Origin of the sequence: Pseudomonas matsuisoli, assembly GCF_014647635.1 — a bacterium.
GTDB classification, from domain to species: Bacteria; Pseudomonadota; Gammaproteobacteria; order Pseudomonadales; family Pseudomonadaceae; genus Pseudomonas_P; species Pseudomonas_P matsuisoli.
In genome coordinates, this window is sequence record NZ_BMPO01000001.1 from 592,714 (window position 1) to 616,072 (window position 23,359).

The 23,359-nt window shown below is 57.3% G+C and carries 24 protein-coding genes; 7 read left to right on the top strand and 17 right to left on the bottom strand.

Going from position 1 to position 23,359, the window contains the following annotated elements; genetic code table 11:
- The first annotated feature begins 2 nt into the window (after positions 1-2).
- The 3 genes from IEY47_RS02760 (at position 3) to yejK (ending at position 3,310) form a co-directional block, all read left to right on the top strand.
- Positions 3-1,343: an APC family permease gene (locus tag IEY47_RS02760; protein WP_188981599.1), complete on the top strand. Its 1,341-nt coding sequence runs from the start codon at positions 3-5 to the stop codon at positions 1,341-1,343.
- Positions 1,344-1,448: 105 nt separating this feature from the next.
- Positions 1,449-2,147: an HAD family hydrolase gene (locus IEY47_RS02765; RefSeq protein WP_188981600.1), complete on the top strand. Its 699-nt coding sequence runs from the start codon at positions 1,449-1,451 to the stop codon at positions 2,145-2,147.
- A 155-nt stretch (positions 2,148-2,302) separates the two neighbouring features.
- Positions 2,303-3,310: a nucleoid-associated protein YejK gene (gene yejK, locus IEY47_RS02770; RefSeq protein ID WP_188981601.1), complete on the top strand. Its 1,008-nt coding sequence runs from the start codon at positions 2,303-2,305 to the stop codon at positions 3,308-3,310.
- 140 nt (positions 3,311-3,450) lie between these two features.
- Here yejK and IEY47_RS02775 read toward each other — a convergent pair whose 3' ends face one another.
- The 6 genes from IEY47_RS02775 to IEY47_RS02800 all read right to left on the bottom strand — a co-directional run bounded on the left by IEY47_RS02775 (position 3,451) and on the right by IEY47_RS02800 (position 8,926).
- Positions 3,451-3,792, bottom strand: a complete 342-nt coding sequence (locus IEY47_RS02775) for a GIY-YIG nuclease family protein (protein WP_268240414.1) — start codon at positions 3,790-3,792, stop codon at positions 3,451-3,453.
- On the bottom strand, positions 3,785-4,498 hold the full coding sequence (gene pcsA / locus IEY47_RS02780) for a phosphatidylcholine synthase (RefSeq protein ID WP_229779133.1): 714 nt from the start codon (positions 4,496-4,498) through the stop codon (positions 3,785-3,787). The genes IEY47_RS02775 and pcsA overlap by 8 nt, the downstream gene beginning before the upstream one ends.
- A 245-nt stretch (positions 4,499-4,743) precedes the next feature.
- Complete coding sequence (locus tag IEY47_RS02785) at positions 4,744-5,511, bottom strand: amino acid ABC transporter ATP-binding protein (RefSeq protein WP_188981602.1); 768 nt, start codon at positions 5,509-5,511, stop codon at positions 4,744-4,746.
- Positions 5,512-5,526: 15 nt separating this feature from the next.
- Positions 5,527-6,624, bottom strand: coding sequence for an amino acid ABC transporter permease (locus IEY47_RS02790; RefSeq protein WP_188981603.1), 1,098 nt, complete (start codon positions 6,622-6,624; stop codon positions 5,527-5,529).
- 9 nt (positions 6,625-6,633) lie between these two features.
- Positions 6,634-7,812: an amino acid ABC transporter permease gene (locus IEY47_RS02795; RefSeq protein ID WP_188981604.1), complete on the bottom strand. Its 1,179-nt coding sequence runs from the start codon at positions 7,810-7,812 to the stop codon at positions 6,634-6,636.
- Between the two features lie 85 nt (positions 7,813-7,897).
- Positions 7,898-8,926: an amino acid ABC transporter substrate-binding protein gene (locus tag IEY47_RS02800; RefSeq protein ID WP_188981605.1), complete on the bottom strand. Its 1,029-nt coding sequence runs from the start codon at positions 8,924-8,926 to the stop codon at positions 7,898-7,900.
- A gap of 360 nt (positions 8,927-9,286) precedes the next feature.
- Here IEY47_RS02800 and IEY47_RS02805 point away from each other — a divergent pair, with 360 nt between their 5' ends.
- From IEY47_RS02805 to IEY47_RS02820, 4 genes are all read left to right on the top strand, one after another.
- Complete coding sequence (locus IEY47_RS02805; protein ID WP_188981606.1) at positions 9,287-9,937, top strand: alpha/beta hydrolase; 651 nt, start codon at positions 9,287-9,289, stop codon at positions 9,935-9,937.
- A gap of 223 nt (positions 9,938-10,160) precedes the next feature.
- Positions 10,161-11,096: a GGDEF domain-containing protein gene (locus tag IEY47_RS02810; protein ID WP_188981607.1), complete on the top strand. Its 936-nt coding sequence runs from the start codon at positions 10,161-10,163 to the stop codon at positions 11,094-11,096.
- 216 nt (positions 11,097-11,312) lie between these two features.
- Positions 11,313-12,740, top strand: a complete 1,428-nt coding sequence (rhlB, locus tag IEY47_RS02815; protein ID WP_188981608.1) for an ATP-dependent RNA helicase RhlB — start codon at positions 11,313-11,315, stop codon at positions 12,738-12,740.
- 77 nt (positions 12,741-12,817) lie between these two features.
- Positions 12,818-14,098: an acyltransferase family protein gene (locus IEY47_RS02820; protein ID WP_188981609.1), complete on the top strand. Its 1,281-nt coding sequence runs from the start codon at positions 12,818-12,820 to the stop codon at positions 14,096-14,098.
- A 112-nt stretch (positions 14,099-14,210) separates the two neighbouring features.
- Here the strand turns inward: IEY47_RS02820 and moaE are convergent, their stop codons facing one another.
- From moaE to IEY47_RS02875, 11 genes are all read right to left on the bottom strand, one after another.
- Entirely contained in the window at positions 14,211-14,678 is a 468-nt protein-coding gene (gene moaE / locus IEY47_RS02825; protein ID WP_188981610.1) for a molybdopterin synthase catalytic subunit MoaE, read from the bottom strand.
- Between the two features lie 6 nt (positions 14,679-14,684).
- Positions 14,685-14,933 carry a MoaD/ThiS family protein gene (locus IEY47_RS02830; protein ID WP_188981611.1) on the bottom strand — a complete coding sequence of 83 codons (249 nt, stop codon included), beginning with the start codon at positions 14,931-14,933 and terminating at the stop codon, positions 14,685-14,687.
- Complete coding sequence (gene moaC / locus IEY47_RS02835; protein ID WP_188981612.1) at positions 14,930-15,403, bottom strand: cyclic pyranopterin monophosphate synthase MoaC; 474 nt, start codon at positions 15,401-15,403, stop codon at positions 14,930-14,932. The genes IEY47_RS02830 and moaC overlap by 4 nt, the downstream gene beginning before the upstream one ends.
- Positions 15,404-15,539: 136 nt before the next feature.
- Entirely contained in the window at positions 15,540-16,487 is a 948-nt protein-coding gene (gene cyoE / locus IEY47_RS02840) for a heme o synthase (RefSeq protein WP_188981613.1), read from the bottom strand.
- A 15-nt stretch (positions 16,488-16,502) separates the two neighbouring features.
- Positions 16,503-16,841, bottom strand: coding sequence for a cytochrome o ubiquinol oxidase subunit IV (locus IEY47_RS02845; protein ID WP_188981614.1), 339 nt, complete (start codon positions 16,839-16,841; stop codon positions 16,503-16,505).
- Positions 16,842-17,459 (bottom strand): cytochrome o ubiquinol oxidase subunit III, encoded by a 618-nt coding sequence (gene cyoC / locus IEY47_RS02850; protein ID WP_188981615.1) that lies wholly within the window; start codon positions 17,457-17,459, stop codon positions 16,842-16,844.
- Between the two features lie 3 nt (positions 17,460-17,462).
- Positions 17,463-19,436, bottom strand: a complete 1,974-nt coding sequence (gene cyoB / locus IEY47_RS02855) for a cytochrome o ubiquinol oxidase subunit I (protein WP_188981616.1) — start codon at positions 19,434-19,436, stop codon at positions 17,463-17,465.
- A gap of 3 nt (positions 19,437-19,439) precedes the next feature.
- Positions 19,440-20,339, bottom strand: coding sequence for a ubiquinol oxidase subunit II (gene cyoA, locus IEY47_RS02860; protein WP_188981617.1), 900 nt, complete (start codon positions 20,337-20,339; stop codon positions 19,440-19,442).
- A gap of 542 nt (positions 20,340-20,881) precedes the next feature.
- A complete protein-coding gene (locus IEY47_RS02865; protein WP_188981618.1) occupies positions 20,882-21,481 on the bottom strand; it encodes a DUF6436 domain-containing protein in 600 nt (199 codons plus the stop codon).
- Positions 21,478-21,768, bottom strand: coding sequence for a hypothetical protein (locus IEY47_RS02870; RefSeq protein ID WP_188981619.1), 291 nt, complete (start codon positions 21,766-21,768; stop codon positions 21,478-21,480). Before IEY47_RS02870 ends, IEY47_RS02865 begins: the two co-directional genes overlap by 4 nt.
- Positions 21,769-21,922: 154 nt before the next feature.
- Complete coding sequence (locus IEY47_RS02875; RefSeq protein ID WP_188981620.1) at positions 21,923-23,314, bottom strand: PhoH family protein; 1,392 nt, start codon at positions 23,312-23,314, stop codon at positions 21,923-21,925.
- Between the last annotated feature and the right edge of the window lie 45 nt (positions 23,315-23,359).

Sequence of the window (23,359 nt, forward strand, 5' to 3'; positions counted from 1 at the left end):
CTATGAGCGCACTGACAGATTCGAAGCACGCCCGGGAAGGACTCTCGGTCACGGACGGTGTCGCCGTGGTGGTAGGCGTCGTGGTCGGCATCGGGATATTCGGGTTTCCACCCATGGTCGCCCAACATGTGGAAACGCCCTTGGCCTATTTGGGCCTGTGGCTGGCGGGCGGATTGTTCATGCTGGTCGGTGCGCTTTGCTATGCCGAACTCGGATCGAGCTACCCGAGCGAAGGCGGTGAGTATCACTATTTGCGTAAGGCCTTCGGCGGCCAGCTCGCGCTGCTGTTTGCCTGGGCGCGCGGAACGGTGATCCAGACCGGTGCCATTGCGGTCGTCGCGTTCATCTACGGCGAATATGCGCAAGGCCTGCTCCCCCTCGGCCCGAACGGGGCCAACTGGCATGCGCTCTTTTCTGTCCTGGCATTGACCGCCTTGAATGTCCTTGGCACCCGCGAATCCAAACGTCTGCAGGTCACGCTGAGTCTGCTCACCGTCTTCGCGGTGAGCGGCGTCGCCATTGCCGGCATCCTGATCGGCAACGAACCGCTTGCGCCTGCACAGCTGCCGTCGGGTGGGCCGTCGCTTGGCGTATTAGGCATGGGCATGGTGTTCGTATTGCTGACCTATGGCGGCTGGAACGAAGCGGCCTATCTCACCGGCGAGCTGAAGAACCCCGAGCGTAACGTCGCTCGTGTGCTCGTCATCGGGACGCTCATCGTCACGGGACTTTACCTGCTCTCGAATTTTGCCTTCCTGCAGATATTCGGCCTCGAAGGACTCCGCCAGACAAGTGCGGTGGGCGCGGACCTGATGAGCACAGTCGCAGGCCCTTGGGCATCGGTCGCGCTGAGCCTCATCATCTGCATTGCGGCATTGAGCACCTTGAATGCCACCATCCTAACTGGGGCACGTGTCTATTACGCCATTGGCCGTGATGTGCCGCGCTTCGCCATGCTTGGCGAGTGGAACGACCGTGGCTCAACGCCGGTGCGCGCGCTTCTAGTCCAGGCCGGTATCACATTGATTCTGCTGCTGTTCGGTGCCTTGAGCGAAGACAGCGTCAATAGCATGGTGGCCTACACGGCGCCGGTCTTCTGGTTCTTCATGTTCATGGTGACGCTCTCGTTGCTTCGGCTAAGGCAGCTGGACAAGCGTCGAGAGCGACCTTTCAGCGTACCGCTCTTTCCGTGGCTGCCCCTGTTGTTCGCCGCCGTTTGCCTTGGTTTGTTCTGGTCGAGCACGTTGTATGCGGGAACGGGTGCGCTGCTTGGATTGGTCGTCCTCGCGGCGGGCTTGCCATTGCTTGCCATGCGCAACCCGGTACCGATCGGTACGCGATAGCGTGTTCATCACGGCAAAAATGAATTCCGTTCCGAGGATGCGCAGGAATCTTTCATCAAAGCGTGCTATCAAACCCGCTTTGCCTTATCGCTCCCTAGAGGTTGAATGAACAACGTCCGCTATATCGATCTACTCATCTGCGACTGTGACGGCGTGCTGATCGACAGCGAAATCATCGCCGAGCGCAACGTGCGTGACTCATTGGCCGAACGCTTTCCTATCCATGAGCTGGAACAGGTTCTGGCGGGCACGTTTGGCCTGCAGAGCCGCGACATTCTTGCGCGGGTCGAAGCGCATTTCGGTGTTCAACTGCCACCGTCGTTCTACACCGAAATGCGTGCACGTAACGAAGCGCTGATTCGTAGCCAGGTGCAGGTCATCCCTGGCGTTCGCGACGCGCTGTACGCTATCGATCTACCCTTGGCTGTCGCGTCCAACAGCCGCTACGACGCCGTCGAATTCGCGCTGCAACGAAGTGAGCTTACCGATCGCGTAAACGTTGGTATTTTCAGCGCCGACCGCGTGGAACGTCCAAAACCGGCACCTGATGTCTACCTCGCTGCGGCCAAGGCGGCCAATGTCGATCCCGCTCGATGCATCGTGGTCGAGGACAGCAGCACAGGCGTCACAGCCGCCTTGACCGCCGGCATGCGCGTTTTAGGATTTCTAGGTGCAAGCCACATTCCTGCGGAGCATGGGGAGACCTTGCTTCAGTTGGGCGTGGAGCGCGTTTTCGACGACATGAGCGAACTGCCAGGGCTTATCCATTCGCTTATGCAAATCCCTGGCGAAGGGCACGCCTGACCTTGCTTCCCAACGCGCCCCTTCGTCACTGGCCATCCGAGCAGGGGGCGCAGTACTGGGCAATCAGACGGTGAGGCGTAGTACCGCAGGCGAAGCCAACGCGGAACGACTGGGGTAGACTTCCCGCCTTTAGCCTCTGTTAGCCGGGAAGCCTCATGCCCATCCGCCATTGCATCGTTCACTTGATCGAAAAGAAGCCGGACGGCTCCCCCGCCGTCCTGCATGCGCGTGATTCCGAATTGGCCGAATCACGCGCCATCGAAAACCTCCTCGCCGATCTGAATGACAGCTACAACGCCAAGCAAGGCAAGGCGTGGGGACTGTTTCATGGCGAGTCCGGCGCCTATCCTTTCAGTGGCTGGTTAAAGGAATACCTCGACGGCAACCAGACGTTCGCGCCCTTCACGCGGCAGGCGGTCGAGCATCTGCAAAAGCTGATGGAAGAATCCAACCTGTCAGCCGGCGGCCATGTGTTGTTCGCCCACTACCAGCAAGGCATGACGGATTACCTCGCTATCGCCCTGCTCCATCACAGCGAAGGCGTCGCCGTTACCGATGAACTCGATGTCGCGCCAGCCAAACATCTCGATCTCGGCCAATTGCATCTGGCGGCCCGCATCAACCTTTCCGAATGGCAGAACAACACGCAATCTCGGCAATACATCTCCTTTATCAAAGGCAAAGGCGGAAAAAAGGTCTCGGACTACTTCCGAGATTTCATCGGTTGCCAGGAGGGTGTAGATGCGCCAAACGAGACCCGTACCCTGCTCAAGGCCTTCAGCGACTTCGTCGAAAGCGAGGACTTGGCCGAGGAGCAGGCCAAGGAAAAAACCAGTGCGCTGGTCGACTACGCCAGCAGTCAGGCTCGATTAGGCGAACCCATCGCGCTGGATGAGCTTTCCAGCCTGATCGACGAGGACCGACCGAAAGCGTTTTACGACCACATCCGCAACAAGGATTACGGTCTGGCTCCGGAAATCCCCCCCGACAAGCGCACGCTGAACCAATTCCGGCGCTTCACCGGCCGCGCGGAGGGTTTGTCCATTAGCTTCGAGGCGCACCTTTTAGGCTCGAAAGTTGAGTACGACGAGCAACAAGACGTGCTCATCATTCGCCAGGTTCCGACACAGTTGAAGGATCAATTGAAGCGGCGGCAAGAGTAATCACTCGCCAAGTATTGCGTTCTCGCGCCCCGCTAGTTCCCACGGAGTCAGCAAAATAGGTAGGGTGGATAACGGCGCAGCCTTATCCACGTAACGGCAGCAGCGCGCGCGAAACCAGTGAAAGCAGCTTATTTCTACGCTCACGCATCAAGCAGAATCTTTCGCTTGATAGGCGCGATGTGGGAAGACTCGGCAAGCACCGAACTGGCGACGATCAGCGCTTCCTTTCGATGCTTGCCCAAGCGCTTGATCGCCCGCTCTCGGCGGAGCGCGTCGCCCTTGTTGCCCACCGTTTCGATATAAACGAGCGCCTCGGCCGGGCTTGACCGGAAGAACCGCGCGCCTTTTCCGCTCTGATGTTTGGCAAAGCGCTTGAATGGGTCATCGCTGATGCCGCAGTAGAGCGCTCCGTTCATCGCACGAACGAGGTAGACGAACCAAGGCTTACCTTCGCCTACCTCGAGTAGATCGCCATCAGGCACCCGCGAGCTTTCCGCGTACGGTTCTCCATACGCATACACCGACGAAATACACGCCGGACAGCCACCACAGCGCGGTGATCGCCACCGAGTGATGAGGGTGCTGCCAGATAAGCAGCGCGCTCGTAACCAGCCATATCGCCGTCGCAGCAATATTTAGCGCCATGAACTCGCGAACCCGGAACGGGTGGAGAAACTTCATACGCGTCAACGTCAGTGCCGCTAGCACGATGACGACCACCAAATTCGTCGTTGCACTCATATCCAACAAGAAGAGATACAACGCGACAACGTTCCAGGCAGCTGGAAAGCCGACGAAATAGTTGTCTTTGCTTTTCATGTTGACGTTGCAGAAGCAGTACAGCGATGAGACCAGTATCAGGCCAACGGCAACCAGCGAGAGCGCGGGCGGCATTTCGATGTACTGGTAGATGAAGAGCGCGGGAATGAAAACGTAGCTCAAATAATCGATGACGGAGTCGAGAATCACGCCGTCGAAATGCGGTAGCACAACCTTCACTTGGAATTTACGTGCGAGTGTACCGTCGAGGCCATCGACGATGAGCGCCGCCCCAAGCCATAACAAACAACCCTGAGGCTGCCCATTGACCAGAGCCAACATGGACAACAGCCCGAAGATCACGCCGGTAATTGTAATGGCATGAGCACTCCAGGCCTTGGCTTTATCAAAAATCACGTACTCGGCCACTTGCTAATCTCGACATCGCGGGAAACGGCGGATTATTCACGTCTTATAAGGCACAGACCATGCCCCCGGACAAAAAAATCTTCCTTAACTCACCGCCCAAAAAGGAGGCCCATCAGGCCCCCGCCAATTGCGAAGTAGACCATGACTGCCCGGTGGCGTTCAGGTTCATCGGACCAATTGCACCATTGCATGTCAGCTGTGCACAAAAAAGGGGACTCGAAAGTCCCCTTTCTCTCCATCTTAGCTCAATGCAGGATCTGCCCGAGGAACAGTTTGGTACGCTCGTTTTGCGGATTGTCGAAGAACTGGTTCGGCTCGGCCTGCTCCACGATCTCACCTTTATCCATGAAGATGACTCGGTTCGCCACGGTACGGGCGAAACCCATTTCGTGGGTAACACAGAGCATCGTCATGCCGTCTTCGGCGAGGCCAATCATCGTGTCCAGAACCTCTTTCACCATTTCAGGATCAAGTGCGGACGTCGGCTCGTCGAACAACATGATTTTCGGCTTCATGCACAGGGCACGTGCGATGGCGACGCGCTGCTGTTGCCCACCGGAAAGCTGTCCTGGAAATTTGTTGGCCTGCTCAGGAATCCGAACGCGCTGCAGGTAATGCATTGCGACTTCTTCGGCTTCCTTCTTTGGCATCTTGCGCACCCACATAGGGGCAAGCGTACAGTTCTGCAATACCGTGAGATGCGGGAACAGGTTGAAGTGCTGGAACACCATACCCACTTCGCGGCGGACCGTTTCAATGTCCTTGAGGTTTTCGGTTAGCTCCACGTCATCAACAATGATACTGCCTTTCTGATGCTCTTCGAGGCGGTTGATGCAGCGAATGGTCGTAGACTTGCCCGAGCCAGATGGTCCGCAGAGTACGATACGCTCGCCCTGCTTCACGTTCAGGTTGATGTCCTTCAATACGTGAAACTGGCCGTACCATTTGTTCACGTCCGTCATCTGGATCATCGTCTTATCGCCGATTTCCAGGCGCTTAGCGCTATCACTCATGTTTGCTTTGCTCCTTTAACGACGATGGCCGGTGTCGAGCTTGCGCTCGAGTCGCTGACTGTACTGCGACATGCCAAAGCAGAAGATGAAATAGATCAGGGCACCGAACACGTATCCTTCGGTGGACATACCCAGCCAGGCCGGGTCGACCGTTGCCTGGTGCAGGCTATTCAACAAGTCGAACAGCCCGATGATGATTACTAGGCTGGTGTCTTTGAACAGCGCAATGAAGGTGTTCACGATGCCTGGAATGACCAGCTTCAGGGCTTGCGGCAGGATCACCAAGCCCATCACGCGCCAGTAGCCAAGCCCCATCGCACCTGCCGCTTCGTACTGCCCTTTCGGAATGGCCTGCAAACCGCCCCGGACGACTTCAGCGATGTACGCGGACTGGAACAGGATCACGCCGATGAGTGCACGCAGCAGCTTGTCGAAGCTCATGCCTTCCGGAAGGAACAGGGGCAGCATGACCGACGACATGAACAGCACCGTGATCAACGGGACCCCGCGCCAGAACTCGATGAACGTCACGCAGAGCACACGCACGGCCGGCATGTGCGAACGACGCCCCAGCGCCAACACGATGCCGAGCGGCAGCGCGCCTGCGATACCGGCAGCAGCGATGACGAGGGTGAGCGTGAGCCCGCCCCAGCGAGTCGTCGGTACCTGCTCGAGGCCGAGTACGCCACCATGCAGCAGAATCCAGGCGACCACTGGGTAGACGATGAGGAATCCGATACCGTAAATCGCCCGGCGCGGCATCGCTTTGAAGAATACCGGGGCGGCACCGACGATCGCGATCAACAGCGTCAGGTTTACACGCCAGCGCTCTTCAGTCGGATAGAACCCGTACATGAACTGACCAAAGCGTTCTTTAATGAAGACCCAGCAGGCACCGCCCGGCGCGCAATCCGCCCGCGTAGTGCCACTGAACGTCGCACTGATGAACGCCCAGTCCAACAATGGCGGGATGAGCAACCAGATCAGGTATGCCGCCAACAGCGTCAGCAATGTATTGACGGGGCTCGAGAACAGATTGGCCCGCATCCATGCCCATGCGCCGACCGTCTTTCCCGGCGGCGGCAAGTCTGGTTTGAAAGTATGTGTCGTCATGTTCTTGCCCTATCGCTCCGCCAACGCCATCCGCTTGTTGTACACGTTCATCAGCAGCGAAATGGTCAGACTGATGGTGAGATAGACGGACATGGTAATTGCGATCGTTTCGATCGCTTGCCCGGTCTGGTTCAACACCGTGCCCGCGAACAACGCGACCATGTCGGGATAACCGATGCCAGCGGCCAAAGACGAATTCTTCGTCAGATTCAGGTATTGGCTGGTCAGCGGTGGAATGATGACGCGCATCGCTTGCGGGATGATCACCAGCCTTAGCGTTTTCCCAGCGGGAAGACCAAGCGAATTGGCCGCTTCTGTCTGACCATGGCTGACAGACTGGATACCGGAGCGAACTGTTTCGGCAATGAACGCAGCGGTATAGACCGACAACGCCACCAGCAACGCGAACAGTTCGGGAATCACGACCCAACCACCACGGAAGTTGAAGCCCTGGAGCTGCGGCACTTCCCAATGGAGTGGTGCGCCAAACACCAGCGCAGCGAGCAATGGCAGACCGATGAACAGCCCAAGCACAGTCAGCAGGACCGGGAAGCGCTCGCCGGTCGCGTGGCGTTTCGCTTTGGCCCAGCGGAATACGACGATGCTCGCAACGAAGGCGATCGCCAGCGCGACCAACATCGCTGTCAGGCCTTCTGCACCCACGGGCGCTGGCACGTAAAGTCCGCGGTTGTTGAGGAAAAGCGTACCCATGAAGTCCAGGCTTTGCCGCGGGTTCGGTACCAACCGTAGCACGGCGAAGTACCAAAAGAAGATCTGCAGCAACGGCGGAATATTCCGGAAGACCTCGATATAGACAGAGGCCATTTTGCGAATCAGCCAGTTAGGCGATAACCGCGCGACACCAATGATAAATCCGAGCACTGTGGCAATGATGATGCCGAGTGCGGAGACCAGGAGCGTATTGAGCAAACCGACAAAGAAAAGTCGGCCGTAGCTATTGGCTTCGCTGTAATCGATGAGGCTCTGACTGACGCCGAACCCCGCGCTGTTATCGAGGAACCCGAAGCCGGAGGTAATGCCTCGGTTCTGCAGATTGGTCTGGGTGTTCTGGAAGAGATACCACCCGAGGGCAACCACAGCGACGATCGCGATGATCTGGAACGCCCATGCACGCGTGCGCGGGTCGTTGAGTAACGAGGAGCGCGATGCTCCGACTGGTTTTGCCATGATGCATTCCGGTAAAGACTAAACAAACGCCGCTACCCGGCTCACAGCATTTCGCTAGGAAGCCGGGTAGCGGCGAGGCGACGGATCAGCGCACCGGTGGCGCGTAGAGGATACCGCCGTTGTTCCACTGCGCGTTAAGACCGCGCTTGATCTTCAACTCACTGCCTTGACCGACGTTGCGCTCGAAGGATTCACCGTAGTTGCCGACTTGCTTGACGATCTGAACGGCCCAATCCTTCGGCAATTTCAGGTCGTTGCCGAAGCTGCCTTCAGCACCCAGCAGACGCGCGACGTCCGGGTTCTTGGTTTCTTTCGCCATTTGCTCGACGTTCGCCGAGGTGACGCCCAATTCTTCTGCGCCAATCATGGCAAAGAGGGACCACTTCACGATCGCGAACCAATCTTCGTCGCCACGGCGCACAGCTGGGCCGAGCGGTTCTTTGGAGATGACTTCCGGCAGCACGACGTACTGATCCGGCTGAGCCAGCTTGATACGTTGAGCGTAGAGCTGCGACTGGTCAGAGGTCAGTACGTCGCAACGGCCTGCTTCCAGCGATTTGGCGCTTTCGTCGGAACGATCATAGGTGATGGGGGTGTATTTCAGACCGTTGGCACGGAAGTAATCCGATACGTTGAGTTCGGTCGTGGTACCGGCCTGGATGCAGATCGTCGCACCGTCGAGCTCTTTGGCGCCAGAAACACCAAGCTCCTTGTTCACGAGGAAACCAACGCCGTCATAGTAGTTGACGCCAGCGAAGTTCATGCCCATGCCGCCGTCGCGGGAACTGGTCCAGGTGGTGTTACGCGACAGCATGTCGATTTCACCGGACTGCAGCGCAGTGAAGCGCTCCTTGGCGGTGAGAGGCGAGTAGCGAACCTTGGTTGCATCCCCGAACACCGCTGCGGCGACCGCGCGGCAGACGTCAACGTCGAGCCCCTTGTAGGCGCCGCCCGCTTCGGCATAAGAGAAGCCAGGAAGACCATCACTGATGCCACACTGAACGAAGCCTTTCTTTTTAACGGCATCCAGCGTGGGGCCGGCATGCGCTGTGCCTGCGAGGCCGAACACGGCGGCAGCGGTCAGCGCCGCAAGGGTGGACTTAACCATCTTCATCAAAACCTCCAGTTGCTTTCTTTATATTGGCCCGACAAAAACTACCTACGTCGAACCCTAGCCTGCTTCCTTGGCTTTCGCGTACTTCATCTCGAAACAGCCTTGATGAATTCGATTGACCACAGGACCTGCCGGCATCGGTTACTCAGCATGTAATAACCGCAGGGTGTTACCGTCGTACGAATCGCACGGTGACAAAGTTTCCCTTAGCAAGGGACGTACCACACCCCGACTTTAAGCCCTACTTAACGGGGTCAATAGCAAAAGTTTTATCCTTGCGACATCCTTGTTCACCAATTCCATCGGCCAGTTTTTCCCAGCGCACCGTTATGGACAGACAGGCCCCAAAAAGGAGCATCGATGAGTTCCCCTTTGATTCTAGACCCCACACTTGAAGCGGATGCGTGCATCATTTGGTTGCACGGGCTCGGTGCATTCAAAGACGATTTTCAACCTGTGGGCTTGCACCTGCAGCAACGCTTCCCTTCACTGCGGTTCGTATCGCCACAGGCGCCAACGCGCCCCGTTACCGTCAATGGCGGCATGGAGATGCCCAGTTGGTACGACATTCTCGCCATGAGCCCCACTTCACGCGCTATCAACGAACACGACATCGACAGCGCGGCACATTCGGTGCAGGCACTGGTGAACGAACAACGCCAGTGCGGCCTTCCGTCCTCGAGAATCTTCCTTGCTGGCTTTTCACAGGGTGGAGCCGTGGTTCTGCATACGGCGTATCGCATCTTGGACGCGCCTATTGGCGGCGCTATCGCGCTCTCCACCTATGGGCCAACGCTCGACCGTTACGAGGCTCAGGCGCACGCAACACCCGCGCTGTTCATACACGGGACGTGGGACAATGTGGTCACTCTACCCTTCGGACGTATGGCGTACGACCGGCTCTCTGAGTGCGGCGTGGAGACCGCTTGGAGACAGTTCGACATGGACCACGAGGTAACGATTTCGGAGGTCGATGCCATCGGCGATTGGCTGGCACAAAGGCTTACCTGATCGATCGAGGCGATTCGTCGCGTTATTGCGTTACGAAGGCATAGGACGCGGCGCCACGACAGAGGTCGCGCCACATGTGTCTTAGCAAGATGACACTGCCGAACGTCGGGATCACTGGCACTTTCCCATGAGCCCTCGGTCGATAACGAATCGCAACGTTCAGGAAGTCTTTGCATATGCGTGTGGCGGCATTCACGGCCCCTCGATCAGGGGAAAGCTACCGATGAGAACCCGGGATTGTCAGGACATCCATCAGCTTCGCTGCATGCGCTTGTTCAAGAATGTCGACGTGCAGATTTTGAACCGTCTACTCGACGACGTGCGCGCTTGCGAGCTGGAGTATGGGGAAGTGCTCCTATCACCGGCGAGTCGCAACGAGCACCTCTATCTGCTCGTGGAGGGCCAACTGGACATCCGCCTCGGTCGAATCGATAACCCCACGATCAACGTCATACACCCTGGCGACTGCACCGGTGAAGTCAGCTTTATCGACAGCCAACATCCAAGCGCCTACGTGATAGCGGCCGAGCGCAGCGTTGTCCTGCGCCTGCACCGGGAGCGGCTGCTGCACCTTATGAAAGGCTCTTCAGCACTGATGCAAAATGTGCTCGGCTTGCTTTGCAGCCGGGTACGCCAAGGGAACCAGATCATCCAAGACGTCGAAAAAAGCGCGAACATCGACAGCCTGACCGGCCTCCACAACCGTCGCTGGCTACAGCACACCTTCGAACGTGAGAGCACTCGCTGCGCTTTCGATGAAGCGCCCCTTTGCCTCTTGATGTTCGACGTGGATCATTTCAAAGCCTACAACGATACTCACGGGCATCTTGCTGGGGACTATGCCTTGAGCATGGTCGCTAATACGCTTCGCAACCAGCTGCGTCCGAAGGACAGCATGGCGCGCTTCGGTGGTGAGGAGTTCGTCATTCTGCTCCCGGATCTTGGCTTGAACGAAGCGCGAGACATCGGCGAGCGCTTGCGACATACCCTCGAAAGCGTCGCGACATTCTATTCGCCGCAGGGCGCATTGCCCGGCGTAACGATATCGATCGGGGTCGCGCAGATGGCGCCTAGAGACACGCTGGAAAGCCTGATCGCGCGCGCCGACCAGGCGCTGTATCAAGCTAAGCAGGCCGGTCGTAACTGTTTATGCGGCTAACGTAGACCGTTTGCCCGCTAGCGCCCAGACGATCTCTAGGTCCAGTCTTCCCGTACTTGGAACGGCATCGCCGACGCAATACACACGTCGTACTCGTGACATACCGCGACGCCCGCCTATCCTCTAGAATCTGTCGGTAAGTGCTAACACTTCGCCGGGCGCATTTCTTGCTTTACACTGCGGCTTATCTTTATTTAGTCAATCAATGAGACCGCTGTGCTTAAAGCACTCAAGAAAATGTTCGGCAAGGACGATGCCCTCGCCAGCGAAACGCCTACGGCGCCGGGAACGATAGCCGGAGCCCCCCCTGATTCAATATCAGATGTCGAGCGCGCACCGAAGTCGCTTAGGCAAGAACCTGCCGCATCGAGCGGCGAGGCGAAACGCAAGCCTGCCAAGCCTCGCAAAAGCCCGCCCCCTGCTCCATCTACCTGGACGCCAGACGATTTCAAGGTCGAGCCGCAAGAAGGCAAGACCCGCTTTCACGACTTCGGCCTCGATAGCCGTATCATGCATGCGATCCACGATCTCGGATTTCCTTACTGCACGCCTATTCAGGCGCAGGTATTGGGCTTCACGTTAAAAGGCCAGGACGCCATTGGCCGCGCCCAAACCGGTACCGGCAAGACCGCTGCGTTCCTCATTTCGACAATCACTCAGCTTTTAACGACGCCCGCCCCGGACGAACGCTACATGGGCGAACCGCGCGCGCTGATCATTGCGCCGACCCGCGAGCTGGTAGTGCAGATCGCCAAGGATGCCGAAGCGCTCACCAAGTACAGCGGGCTGAATGTCATGAGCTTCGTTGGCGGTATGGACTTCGACAAACAGCTTAAACAGCTCGAATCGCGCTATTGCGACATCCTGGTCGCTACGCCAGGCCGGCTGCTGGATTTCAACCAACGCGGTGAGGTGCACCTCGACATGGTTGAAGTGATGGTGCTGGACGAGGCGGATCGCATGCTGGACATGGGATTCATTCCTCAGGTCCGCCAGATCATCCGCCAGACCCCCCGCAAGGATGAACGGCAAACGCTGCTGTTCTCTGCCACCTTCACCGACGACGTTATGAACCTCGCCAAACAATGGACCGTTGATCCGGCCATCGTTGAAATCGAGCCCGAAAACGTCGCGAGCGATACGGTCAAGCAGCATGTGTACGCGGTTTCCAGCAGCGACAAGTACAAGCTGTTATATAACCTTGTGACGCATCACGGCTGGGAACGCGTGATGGTTTTCGCAAACCGCCGCGACGAGGTGCGGCGTATCGAAGAACGACTGACCCGTGATGGCGTTAGCGCGGCGCAAATGTCCGGCGACGTCCCCCAGCACAAGCGCATCAAGGTGCTCGAGGGCTTTCGTGAGGGAAGGATCAAAGTATTGGTAGCAACCGATGTGGCCGGGCGCGGCATCCATGTCGACGGGATCAGCCACGTAATCAATTTCACGCTACCGGAAGATCCCGACGACTACGTTCACCGTATCGGTCGCACCGGGCGCGCAGGCACCAGCGGTACCTCTATCAGCTTCGCGGGCGAAGACGATGCTTTTGCCCTTCCCCCTATCGAGGAACTGCTAGGACGTAAGATCGACTGTGAGCAACCACCGGCCGAGTTGCTGAAGGCTGTTCCCCACAGCCGTTGAACGATATGCCTCCGCCGCTGCCTGAAAGGTCAGGCAGCAGGCCTGTCTAGGCGTATAGAGAAGGACGACGATTGCCCGTGGGCACCCAACAAAAACAACGATTCATCGGGCTGGAATGGCTACGCTTCCTGATGGGAATGTATGTGGCCGTGTACCACACCGCACACATGTATTTTCCAGAAGACGGAAGCCTGCAGTGGCTAAGAGACGCCACCAGCATGGGATTTTTCGCGACCAGCACGTTTTTCGTCCTTTCCGGGTTTCTGCTGGCGCACGTGTACTTCGTCGATGACCGTTTGCGCGAACCGGCGCCGAGCTTTTGGTTGAAACGGCTGGCGAATCTCTACCCGATCCACGTCTTCTCGCTGCTGTTGACGATCGCGGTCCTGCTGCTCATGCAGTACATGGCGATTCCGCCCGACGGCGCGAAAGCCAGTGTGCGCTTCGTGGTGTTCGATACCAACGAGGTACTTGCGAGGCAGCAACCAGAGCTTTTCCATCACTACATGAGTAACTGGGAACTGGCGCTCAACTCAGCGCTACAGTTGACGCTGCTGCATGCGTGGAACCCGTTCTATCTCACCTTCAACGCGCCCCTCTGGTCGATCTCGGCCCTGTTCTTCTTCTACCTGATGTTCCCGATCTTCGGGCCCAGGCTGATGGCGTCCAAACAACCGTGGAAGCTGCTGCTGCTCGTCGGCGGCCTGTATCTGATTCCGCCCCTCTTCGTGATCTGGAATCAGGACTATGGCATTCCCTATACCGGCCTGATTCATCGGTTCCCGCTCTTCCGGCTACCCGAATTTCTTGCCGGCATTCTGGCCTATTCGATCTTTCGTTATCAAAGTGAAGCTTCGACGCTTCCAGGCCGTCCGGTACGTTTAGCGTTGATCGCCTACGTCGCAGTAAGTTTCTGCACCGCAACGGTGCTATTCACCAGTGGGCCAAAGTTTTGGTACTACCTGCTGCACAACGGGCTACTGCTCCCTGCCCAGTTGATCCTGGTTTACCTTACCGCGTTGATCGCAGAGCCCAGGTCCGCCAGCTTGAAAAAGTGGCTGCCTCGCCTTGGCGCGGCGTCGCTATCCATCTTCGTTCTTCACGTTCCACTGTCGGCACTGTTCCGAACGCTGGAGAAACTGCTGATGGGTGATCTCCCTCTGTGCTTCTCCGACTGGTCGGCCTGTATTGCTGCAGCCGGCCGCTTCGAGAACACACTCACTGGGTACTTCATCTTTCTCGCGCTGCTTATCGTCGCCAGCGTGCTATTCCAAGAGCGCCTGGTGACGCCAACCCGTAAATGGATCGTAGCCAAACTCTTGCCTTTGGTGGCCAAGCCGTCAAAGCCGGCCAGCTAAGTCGCAGAGGTTGCCTGATAGGCAATTACCGTAGCAGGTAGTCGTGCTTGGACGCCGTGCACGACGCTGACACACGACGAACGCCGCGTGCCAAGCACTGCGAATGATCCGTCTACTGCGAATCCTCGACGTTATTCCAGCGTTCTAACGCCTGTTGATCCGTTTCTCGCCCCTCGACCCATTGCTCGCCCTGTGCCGACCGCTCCTTCTTCCACAGAGGGGCGCGCGTTTTGAGATAGTCCATGATGAAGGCACACGCATTGAATGCCGCCTGGCGATGGGCACTCGCCGTACCGACGAATACGATAGGCTCGCCAGGCTCCAGCGCGCCGACGCGATGCACGATCTCTACCTTCAGCAGCGGCCACCTGCGCTCTGCATCGACCTGAATTGACGCCAGTGCGCGTTCGGTCATCCCTGGGTAGTGCTCAAGGTACATGCCGGATACCTCAAGGCCTTCATTGAAATCACGCATATAGCCAACGAAGCAAACCACCGCACCAATACCGGCGTTTGCCGCATGCATTGCGTCAGTCTCGGCCCCAGGCTCGAACGCAACGTGCTGAATTCGTACGCCCATATTTAATCAGCCCCCAGTCACTGTAGGGAAAAACGCAACCTCATCCTCAGCTTGCAAACGGCTGTCGAGCCCACATAGCTCTTGGTTGAGCGCACACATCAGGTTGCGTTCCTCCAACACAACCCAGACGCCGCCGCGTGCGGCCAGCTTCTTGCGCAGATCGTTCAAAGTAACGAGCGTGGGGTCCCACTCCATCGTTTCCGACGGAACGCCGAGCACTTCACGGTATCTTGCGAAATAGTGGATATTCATCACGCGCCCTCGGCAACGAAGTGACCGCTCTTGCCGCCGTGCTTTTCCAGCAACTGGATCTGCTCAATGACCATGCCACGATCCACCGCCTTACACATGTCATAGAGCGTCAACGCCGCCACGCTAGCTGCGGTCAATGCCTCCATCTCCACACCGGTCTGTCCGCTCAATTTGCACCGCGCCTCGATGCGAACCGTGTCTTCCCCCTCGGACGATAGCTCGACCTTGACGCTGGTCAGCATCAAGGGATGGCAAAGCGGAATGAGGTCCGAAGTTTTCTTGGCCGCTTGAATACCGGCGATGCGCGCCACTGCAAACACATCCCCCTTTGGGTGCTCGCCCTCAGCGATCATGCGAAGCGTCGCTGGCAACATTCTTACTTTGGCAAGAGCGACAGCTTCCCTGTGCGTAATCTCCTTCTCCGTGACGTCCACCATGTTGGCGCGCCCCTGAGCATCTAAATGAGTAAGCACATCAGGCTCCCTATCAATGAAAACGTCTTGGAAAGTTTACACGCTGCCCCGCACCCTGACGCTTCCGCTGGGGCAGCCCCAGAAATGAAAAAGGCCCGCCATTCGACATGGCAGGCCCTTTCGACAAACGCTTAGCTTAGAAGCGGGAGACCAGCGTTTCGCAGATCGCGCTTCCAACGCCCGCGCCTGCACAGATTTCGCTGACCGAAGTCATCAATACCTGCTCAGGCGTCGATCGAAAGTCCACCGACATCATGACGCTCAATGCCGTAATCGTAACGATCGAGAACACGAACAGCTTTCTGGCCCAGACCTTATCGTCCACCGCCTTGTAGCCAGATACCCCCATCCACAACCAGTAAGCACCGCTAACGGCGGCTACGGCGAAGTAGCTGTATCCGGCATAACCGCTGATGGTGAGCATCAAAGTCGCGACTAGAAAAGCAGCGATGTAAAGCACGATATGCCGCTTCGCTGCAGGCACACCCTTGATCACCGGAAGAACCGGGATGTTGGCAGCCTGATAGTCATTGAAACGAAAAATCGCAATCGCGTACGAATGAGGCATCTGCCAAAGGCTGAAGATCAGCAGCAGGATCGCAGCCCCCATATCGAACTCGTTGCTAACGGCGCAGTAGCCGACAACGGGCGGAGCAGCACCCGACAAGCTGCCTACCAATGTTCCATAAACCGAGTGACGCTTGAGATAGAGGCTGTAGAGGCCGACGTATACGACGAACCCCATCAGAACCAGCCAAACCGCAAGCATGTTCGTCGCTTTATAGAGCAGCGCAACACCTGCGACCAAAAGGACGCAGGCGTAGAAGATAGCAGTCGTCGGAGCGACCAGACCCTGTACGAGTACACGGTTCTTGGTCCGCTCCATTTTCACATCGATGTCCATGTCGATGTAGTTGTTGAACACGCAACCGGAAGCAATGACCAACGCGACACCGACTGCCGTTGCGAGAAACAGCAGCAGGTCGATATCGCCCTTCGAAGCCAGGAAAAAGCCACCAGCCACGGAAATCATGTTTCCGAAGACGATGCCCGGCTTCGTCAGGAGCAGGTATTGCTTGAACATCGGGAGCACGCTCGCTTAGTTGGTCATCATGTAGTAGTGCATGCTCCAGATGATCCAGATGGACAGCACGACGACGATGATGGTGATCAGCACGGTAAACACGAAGGCAACTGTGTTCCAGCGCTGCTCGGAGGACGTGTTCATGTGCAGGAAGTACACGAGGTGCACGAGAATCTGCACGACGCCGAACCCGACGATAGTGAACAGCGTAGCCGAAGGAGACATGATCGGGTTCATCACGATCGCGAACGGAATGACCGTCAAGATGATCGATACGATGAAGCCGGTCATGTACGACTTGGTGCTGCCGTGATCGGCACCTGCCGAATTGGTGTGGTGGTGGTCGTGAGCCATTTATAGCGCTCCCATCAGATAGACAACGGTGAAGACGCAAATCCAGACGACGTCGAGGAAGTGCCAGAACAGGCTCAAGCAGCTCAGGCGGGTCTGATTGGTCGCCGTCAGGCCGCGCGTAGCGACCTGGTGCATCATGATCGCCATCCAGGTCAGACCAGCAGTCACGTGCAAACCGTGAGTACCGACCAACGTGAAGAACGCGGACCAATAGGCGCTTACCTGAGGACCGGCACCTTCATGGATCAGGTGGTTGAATTCGTAGAGTTCGATGCTCAGGAACATCGCACCGAACACGAACGTCGCCGCTAGCCAGGAGAGTGTCTTGCCCTTGTCACCGCGGTACATGGCAAGCATCGCCATGCCGTAGGTGATACTGGAGAACAGCAGTGCGAAGGTCTCGACCAGAACCAGCTTGAGATCGATCAGCTCCTTTGGGGTAGGCCCGCCAGCGTACGCGGTGCTGAGCACCGCGAAGCCTGCGAAGATACTCGCGAAAAGGATGCAGTCCGTCATCAGGTAGATCCAGAACCCGAAGACCTTCATTTCACCTGCGTCGTGGTGATGCTCATGATCATCGTCATGAGCGGCGTGGTTGCTCAAAACTTCACTGGACATGGTTTACGCCTGATTAGCCTTTGCTTGGATGTGTGCCTGTTCGATACGGGCGATTTCGTCGGGCTGTACGTAGTAGTCGACGTCTTCGTTGTAGCTGCGCGAGATCAGCGCAACGAAGGTACCAACGAAGCTAACGGCCGCCAGCCACCAGATGTGCCAGATGAGTGCAAAACCGAACGCCAAAGCGAACGCCGACATGACCAGACCAACACCGGTGTTCTTCGGCATGTGAATAGGCGAGTACGTTGCCGGCGGAGTCGGCAGACCGTCACGCTTCATTTCGTGGAAAGCATCCAACTTGTCTGCATGCGGAACCACGGCGAAGTTGTAGAACGGCGGAGGCGACGACATCGACCACTCGAGGGTACGGCCATTCCATGGGTCACCGGTCACGTCCATGTTCTTCTTACGATTCATGATCGAGACGACGAACTGGATGACGGTGCACAGGATACCGATACCGACCAACACGGCGCCGAACAGGGCAACGTAGGTCAGCGGAACCCACTCGGGGTTATCGACAGTGTTCAGACGGCGCGTCATCCCCATGAAGCCCAGGATGTAGAGCGGCATGAACGCGAAGTAGAAGCCGATGCACCAGAACCAGAACGATGCCTTGCCCCACCCTTCGTGCAGCTTGAAGCCAAACGCTTTCGGGAACCAGTAGGCGATACCGGCCATGTAGCCAAACACTGCACCACCGATGATCACGTTATGGAAGTGCGCGATCAGGAACAGGCTGTTATGCAACAGGAAGTCGGCGCCCGGTACTGCGAGCAGAACGCCAGTCATACCGCCGATGGAGAACGTCACGAGGAAGCCCAACGTCCACAGGATCGGCGTGGTGAATTCCAGACGTCCGCGGTACATCGTGAACAGCCAGGTGAAAATCTTCACGCCCGTTGGGATCGCAATGATCATCGTCGCGATGCCGAAGAACGCGTTGACGCTGGCACCTGAACCCATAGTGAAGAAGTGGTGTAGCCATACGACGAACGACAGAACGGTGATCGCAACCGTTGCCCAGACCATGGAGTGGTAGCCGAACAGGCGCTTGCGAGCAAAGGTCGCCGTCACTTCAGAGAACACACCGAAGGCAGGCAGAATCAGGATGTACACCTCAGGGTGGCCCCAGGCCCACAGGAGGTTGACGTACATCATGGGATTACCACCGGCTTCGTTGGTGAAGAAGTGGAAATCGAGGTAGCGATCCAGCGTCAGCATACCGAGAACGGCAGTCAGGATCGGGAACGCGCCACAAATGATGACCGCGGTGCAGAGGATGGTCCAGGTGAAGATCGGCATCTTCATCAGGGTCATGCCAGGGGCACGCATCTTGATGATCGTGACGAAGAAGTTCACACCTGTCAGCAGCGTACCGATACCGGATATCTGCAGTGCCCATATATAGTAGTCGACCCCGACCCCCGGACTGTACTCGATCCCGGATAGAGGCGGATACGCGACCCAGCCAGTCATGGCGAACTCGCCCACGAACAGCGAGACGTTGATCAGCAGCGCGCCGACGACGAATAGCCAGAAGCTCAGCGAGTTGAGGAACGGGAACGCGACGTCACGTGCACCAATCTGCAGCGGAACGACGATGTTCATCAGGCCCACAACCAACGGCATCGCCACGAAGAAGATCATGATCGTACCGTGAGCGGTGAAGATCTGATCGTAGTGGTGAGGCGGCAAGTAACCTTCGGCACCGCCATGGGCAAGCGCCTGTTGGGTACGCATCATGATGGCGTCAGCGAAGCCACGCAGCAGCATGACCAGGGCAACGGCAATGTACATAACGCCGATTTTCTTGTGGTCAACGGAGGTCAGCCACTCGGTCCACAGATAGCCCCACTTCTTGAAGTAGGTCAGTCCTGCAAAAACAGCGAGCCCACCCAGCACCACCGCAATCATGGTGACGACTAGAATCGGCTCATGTAAGGGTATTGCGTCAAATGTCAGTTTTCCGAACATCTCTTATTCCTCCGCACCGGAACTGGCGTGCGTCGCCTCACCTGCATGATTGCTCTTCTTGTAGTCGATGTACTGGCCGAGGATCTGACGGAACAGACCAGGCTGAGCATTGAAGTACTCGACGGGATTGTTCTCGCTCGGCTTCGCCAGCATCTTGTAGCTTTCGAAGTCCAGCGTGTTCTGCGACTGCTTGACCTGGCCGACCCACTGGTCGAATTCCTGGTCGGTAACCGCGTGCGTCATGAAACGCATGCCGGTGAAGCCGTGACCGCTGTAGTTACCCGACAAGCCGAAGAATTGGCCCGTCTCGTTGGCGATCAGGTTGAGGTGAGTACGCATGCCGCCCATGGCATAGATCATTCCGCCAAGCTGAGGAATGAAGAAGGTGTTCATGACCGATTGCGAGGTTACGTGGAAGGTCACCGGCGTGTGCTCGGGAATGTAGAGCTCGTTCACCGTCGCGATGCCCTGCTCCGGATAGATGAACAACCACTTCCAGTCCATCGAAACGACTTCGATCGTCATACCGGGCTTTTCCGCTTCGATCGGACGATAGGGGTCCAGCGAATGCGTGGTCTTCCAGGTGATCACCGCAAGCACGATGATGATGACCAATGGCACGCCCCAGACGACCGCCTCGATTTTATGCGAGTGCGCCCACTCGGGCGTGTAGGTCGCCTGCTTGTTCGAAGCGCGGTAGCGCCAGGCGAACAGGAAGGTCATGACAATGACGGGAACCACCACAATCAGCATAAGCAGGGTGGCAGTAATGATGAGATTTCCCTGCTCGACCCCTATCTGTCCCTTCGAGTTGAAGAGCACCCAGTCACACCCGCTCAGTGAAGCAGCGGCAGCGATTAATAGAAGCGAGCGGAAAAAGCGGTGGTACTTCTCTTCTCTCATTTCACGACCTTCAGCAAAGTGATATCCCACATATCGTTTTGTTCAGCCAAACGCCCGGCGCTCGATCGGGGCCGTAGGAGCGCCCCGCACTACGTGCTGGAGGTGAACCTGGAACGTACGGCATTCGAGATGCCGAGCCCAGACATGCCTGCAAAAGTCGGCCTGCCCGGAAAGGGCGCATATTATGCAGTTACCGAAGGGGAAAACGCGACCAGATATGCTCGGACGCCTGCTATCCCCCCATCACGCACGCTTGGTCGGAAGCACCATTACGCTGACGGCGTTCCCAAAACAGACCTCGCATTCAGAGTAGTCACAAATGATCGATCCGGTAGCCTGCTCCTAAGCCATCCGCTTAACGCCCACACGCTGTGGTGCGATAGCGCGACGTCCCATGAGGGCTTGGCTGACCGATCGAAACGACTCTCTGAATACGCGCCGAATGTTAGCAAAAATTACCCCTCTTTCCGGCGCGGTAATATGTCGCACCATGCACCACCCGAACACATTTCCTACACGCACCTTGCCCGGCAGATGGGTGCCTAGCGCGCGTCATTCGACCAATCGCAATAGCAACCGAGCGCCATGGTATTGGTCGATGAAACTGAGCGACCAGACGAAAGGGCATCCAGTACCGGCTCAACGAAACTGGTCGAAGAATTGCAAACGAGGCCCTCGCTGTAGGGGCCCGCATACGCGAGCTTTCCGTGCTCGTCCCAAATCGCAACGGCGGGGCTTGCAGGCAAGGACTCCATACCTTCCAGATCAGGAAGCTCAGTCAACTTTCCTTTTAGGAAGCTGGACATCTCACCCTGAGTGCCGGGCTTCTGAACGCTGTAGAACGCTACGTTCGAAAAACGATACAAACTGATGAGGTAATTCAGGTGAGCATCCGTTTCGCGATGGCACGGACAGGCCGGGTCCCAGAAATGCACGAAGCGAATCGGACCCGGCCCGGCGAGTTCGCTTGGCAGGCGCAACGTATCCCCACTGAAAAAATAGGCTTGCTCGGTATAGGCCCTGAGATTGGAAACACCGAACCTCCACCACCACGCAAGCGCGATGAGTAATGCCAAGGCGATTGCGATCCCAGTCGATATCAACAGGAATCGCTTCGAAGGCGTGCCAGTACCTGCGCTCATTTCGGCTCGTCGCCGAACTTGATCCGATATTGTTTCTCACGCTCTACGCAGCTGTCCTTCGCAAAGGACCGGGATGTCGGCGTCGCGGTCTCGTCATTAGCGCGCTTCCAGCAGGCCTCGATCGCTGCGCGCTCGTTGGCCTTGACGCTATCCGTGGACGGTCGAGTGATCGAATAGATGATGATCGCGAAAACCAGAACGATAAATGCGACCCCAGCCAGCATGAGCCACAGACAACCACCCTTGTTGCCACCACTGGCATTTGCTGTGTGCGGGTGCTCACTCATTGTTTACCCCTCTTATCCAGAGGGCGCGAAACATAGCACCTTTCTTCTTGTGCGTGCGCGACGGCCACAGAGACCGATAGTCGCACCGGCAAAGCGCCCACCTATCCAGCAGCACAGAGGGCAGGCCCGCACCATAGGCCTGCCCCGCGCTTTACTACATGTGCGCTTCGGCGTATTCCGCGAGAACCGAACGCGGCACACCTTGCAACGTAATGTGTACACCGTGGGCGAAGTCTTTGAAACGCTCGGTCAGGTAGGTGAGCCCGGAACTCGGCGCAGATAAATAAGGCGTGTCGATCTGTGCGAGGTTGCCCAGGCAAATGACCTTCGAACCGCTGCCCGCGCGCGTGATGATGGTTTTCATCTGGTGGGGCGTCAGGTTCTGGCACTCGTCGATCAGGATGAGGCTTTGCTGGAAGCTTCTCCCGCGAATGTAATTGAGCGACTTGAATTGCAACGGCACCTTTTGAAGGATGTAATCGACGCTGCTGTGCGTATTTTCATCCTCCATGTGAAGCGCCTCCAGGTTATCGGTGATAGCGCCCAACCAGGGCTCCATCTTTTCAGCTTCAGTCCCTGGCAAGAAGCCAATTTCTTGATCCAAGCCCTGAACGCTACGCGTCGCAATGATGCGGCGATAACGCTTACTGACCATCGTCTGCTCGATGGCAGCCGCGAGCGCAAGGATCGTCTTGCCCGAACCTGCGGCACCCGACAGGTTGACTAAGTGAATATCCGGATCGAGCAGCGCAAACAGCGCCAGCGCTTGGTGGATATCACGGGGCCTCAGCCCCCAGGCTTCCTGGTGCAACAGGGGTTCCTGGTGCAGATCCAAAAGGATCAGCTCATCCTTGCGCACCCCCTTTACCCAGCCGACAAAACCTTGCTCGTCGAGAATGAATTCGTTCATGTGCACATTTGGCAACGGCTCAGCCAGCTGAACCCGGTGCCAGGTACGACCGGCTTCCTGACGCGTATCTACCTTCGCGACGCGATCCCAGAATGCGCCCGTGACGCTGTGATACCCCTGCGATAGCAGGTTCACGTCATCGACCAGTTGATCGGTATGGTAATCCTCGGACGCGATGCCGCAGGCCCGCGCCTTAAGGCGCATATTGATGTCTTTGGTGACGAGTACGACACTCAGGCCCGGGCGCTGGGTGCGTAACTCAACCAACTGATTGATGATGCGATTGTCGTTGAGGTTGTCCGGCAGCCAGGTCATCGGGGCTGCACGTTTGCTCATTAGAATGGTGAGGAACCCGCGAGGCCCGCTTTTGCCCCGTTGTATCGGCACCCCTTCTTCTATCTGCTCCGGCGATGCTTCCCCTAGGACCGAATCGATGAGCCGGATCGCTTGGCGACATTCGGCGGCGACACTGTGTTTACCCGTTTTGAGCTTGTCCAATTCCTCCAGCACCGTCATCGGGATCGCGACGAAGTGCTCTTGGAAGTTCAGCAATGCATTAGGGTCGTGAATCAGGACATTGGTATCGAGGACATAGAAGATAGGCGTGGTGGCGCTGGCGCGTCCGTTGTCATCCATACTCGGTCACCTTTTCCGGGGCTTGCCGAAAGAAGGCAGAAAGCC

What these genes read in the sequence shown, in the direction of transcription:
- IEY47_RS02805 (WP_188981606.1), top strand. Translation starts at nt 9,287, where the DNA reads ATGAGTTCCCCTTTGATTCTAGACCCCACACTTGAAGCGGATGCGTGC.
- cyoA (WP_188981617.1), bottom strand. Translation starts at nt 20,339, where the DNA reads ATGAGAGAAGAGAAGTACCACCGCTTTTTCCGCTCGCTTCTATTAATC.
- cyoC (WP_188981615.1), bottom strand. Translation starts at nt 17,459, where the DNA reads ATGTCCAGTGAAGTTTTGAGCAACCACGCCGCTCATGACGATGATCAT.
- IEY47_RS02795 (WP_188981604.1), bottom strand. Translation starts at nt 7,812, where the DNA reads ATGGCAAAACCAGTCGGAGCATCGCGCTCCTCGTTACTCAACGACCCG.
- IEY47_RS02800 (WP_188981605.1), bottom strand. Translation starts at nt 8,926, where the DNA reads ATGAAGATGGTTAAGTCCACCCTTGCGGCGCTGACCGCTGCCGCCGTG.
- yejK (WP_188981601.1), top strand. Translation starts at nt 2,303, where the DNA reads ATGCCCATCCGCCATTGCATCGTTCACTTGATCGAAAAGAAGCCGGAC.
- IEY47_RS02810 (WP_188981607.1), top strand. Translation starts at nt 10,161, where the DNA reads ATGAGAACCCGGGATTGTCAGGACATCCATCAGCTTCGCTGCATGCGC.
- cyoE (WP_188981613.1), bottom strand. Translation starts at nt 16,487, where the DNA reads ATGTTCAAGCAATACCTGCTCCTGACGAAGCCGGGCATCGTCTTCGGA.
- IEY47_RS02785 (WP_188981602.1), bottom strand. Translation starts at nt 5,511, where the DNA reads ATGAGTGATAGCGCTAAGCGCCTGGAAATCGGCGATAAGACGATGATC.
- cyoB (WP_188981616.1), bottom strand. Translation starts at nt 19,436, where the DNA reads ATGTTCGGAAAACTGACATTTGACGCAATACCCTTACATGAGCCGATT.
- IEY47_RS02875 (WP_188981620.1), bottom strand. Translation starts at nt 23,314, where the DNA reads ATGGATGACAACGGACGCGCCAGCGCCACCACGCCTATCTTCTATGTC.
- IEY47_RS02765 (WP_188981600.1), top strand. Translation starts at nt 1,449, where the DNA reads ATGAACAACGTCCGCTATATCGATCTACTCATCTGCGACTGTGACGGC.
- IEY47_RS02790 (WP_188981603.1), bottom strand. Translation starts at nt 6,624, where the DNA reads ATGACGACACATACTTTCAAACCAGACTTGCCGCCGCCGGGAAAGACG.
- IEY47_RS02865 (WP_188981618.1), bottom strand. Translation starts at nt 21,481, where the DNA reads ATGAGCGCAGGTACTGGCACGCCTTCGAAGCGATTCCTGTTGATATCG.
- IEY47_RS02760 (WP_188981599.1), top strand. Translation starts at nt 3, where the DNA reads ATGAGCGCACTGACAGATTCGAAGCACGCCCGGGAAGGACTCTCGGTC.
- IEY47_RS02845 (WP_188981614.1), bottom strand. Translation starts at nt 16,841, where the DNA reads ATGGCTCACGACCACCACCACACCAATTCGGCAGGTGCCGATCACGGC.
- moaE (WP_188981610.1), bottom strand. Translation starts at nt 14,678, where the DNA reads ATGGGCGTACGAATTCAGCACGTTGCGTTCGAGCCTGGGGCCGAGACT.
- IEY47_RS02870 (WP_188981619.1), bottom strand. Translation starts at nt 21,768, where the DNA reads ATGAGTGAGCACCCGCACACAGCAAATGCCAGTGGTGGCAACAAGGGT.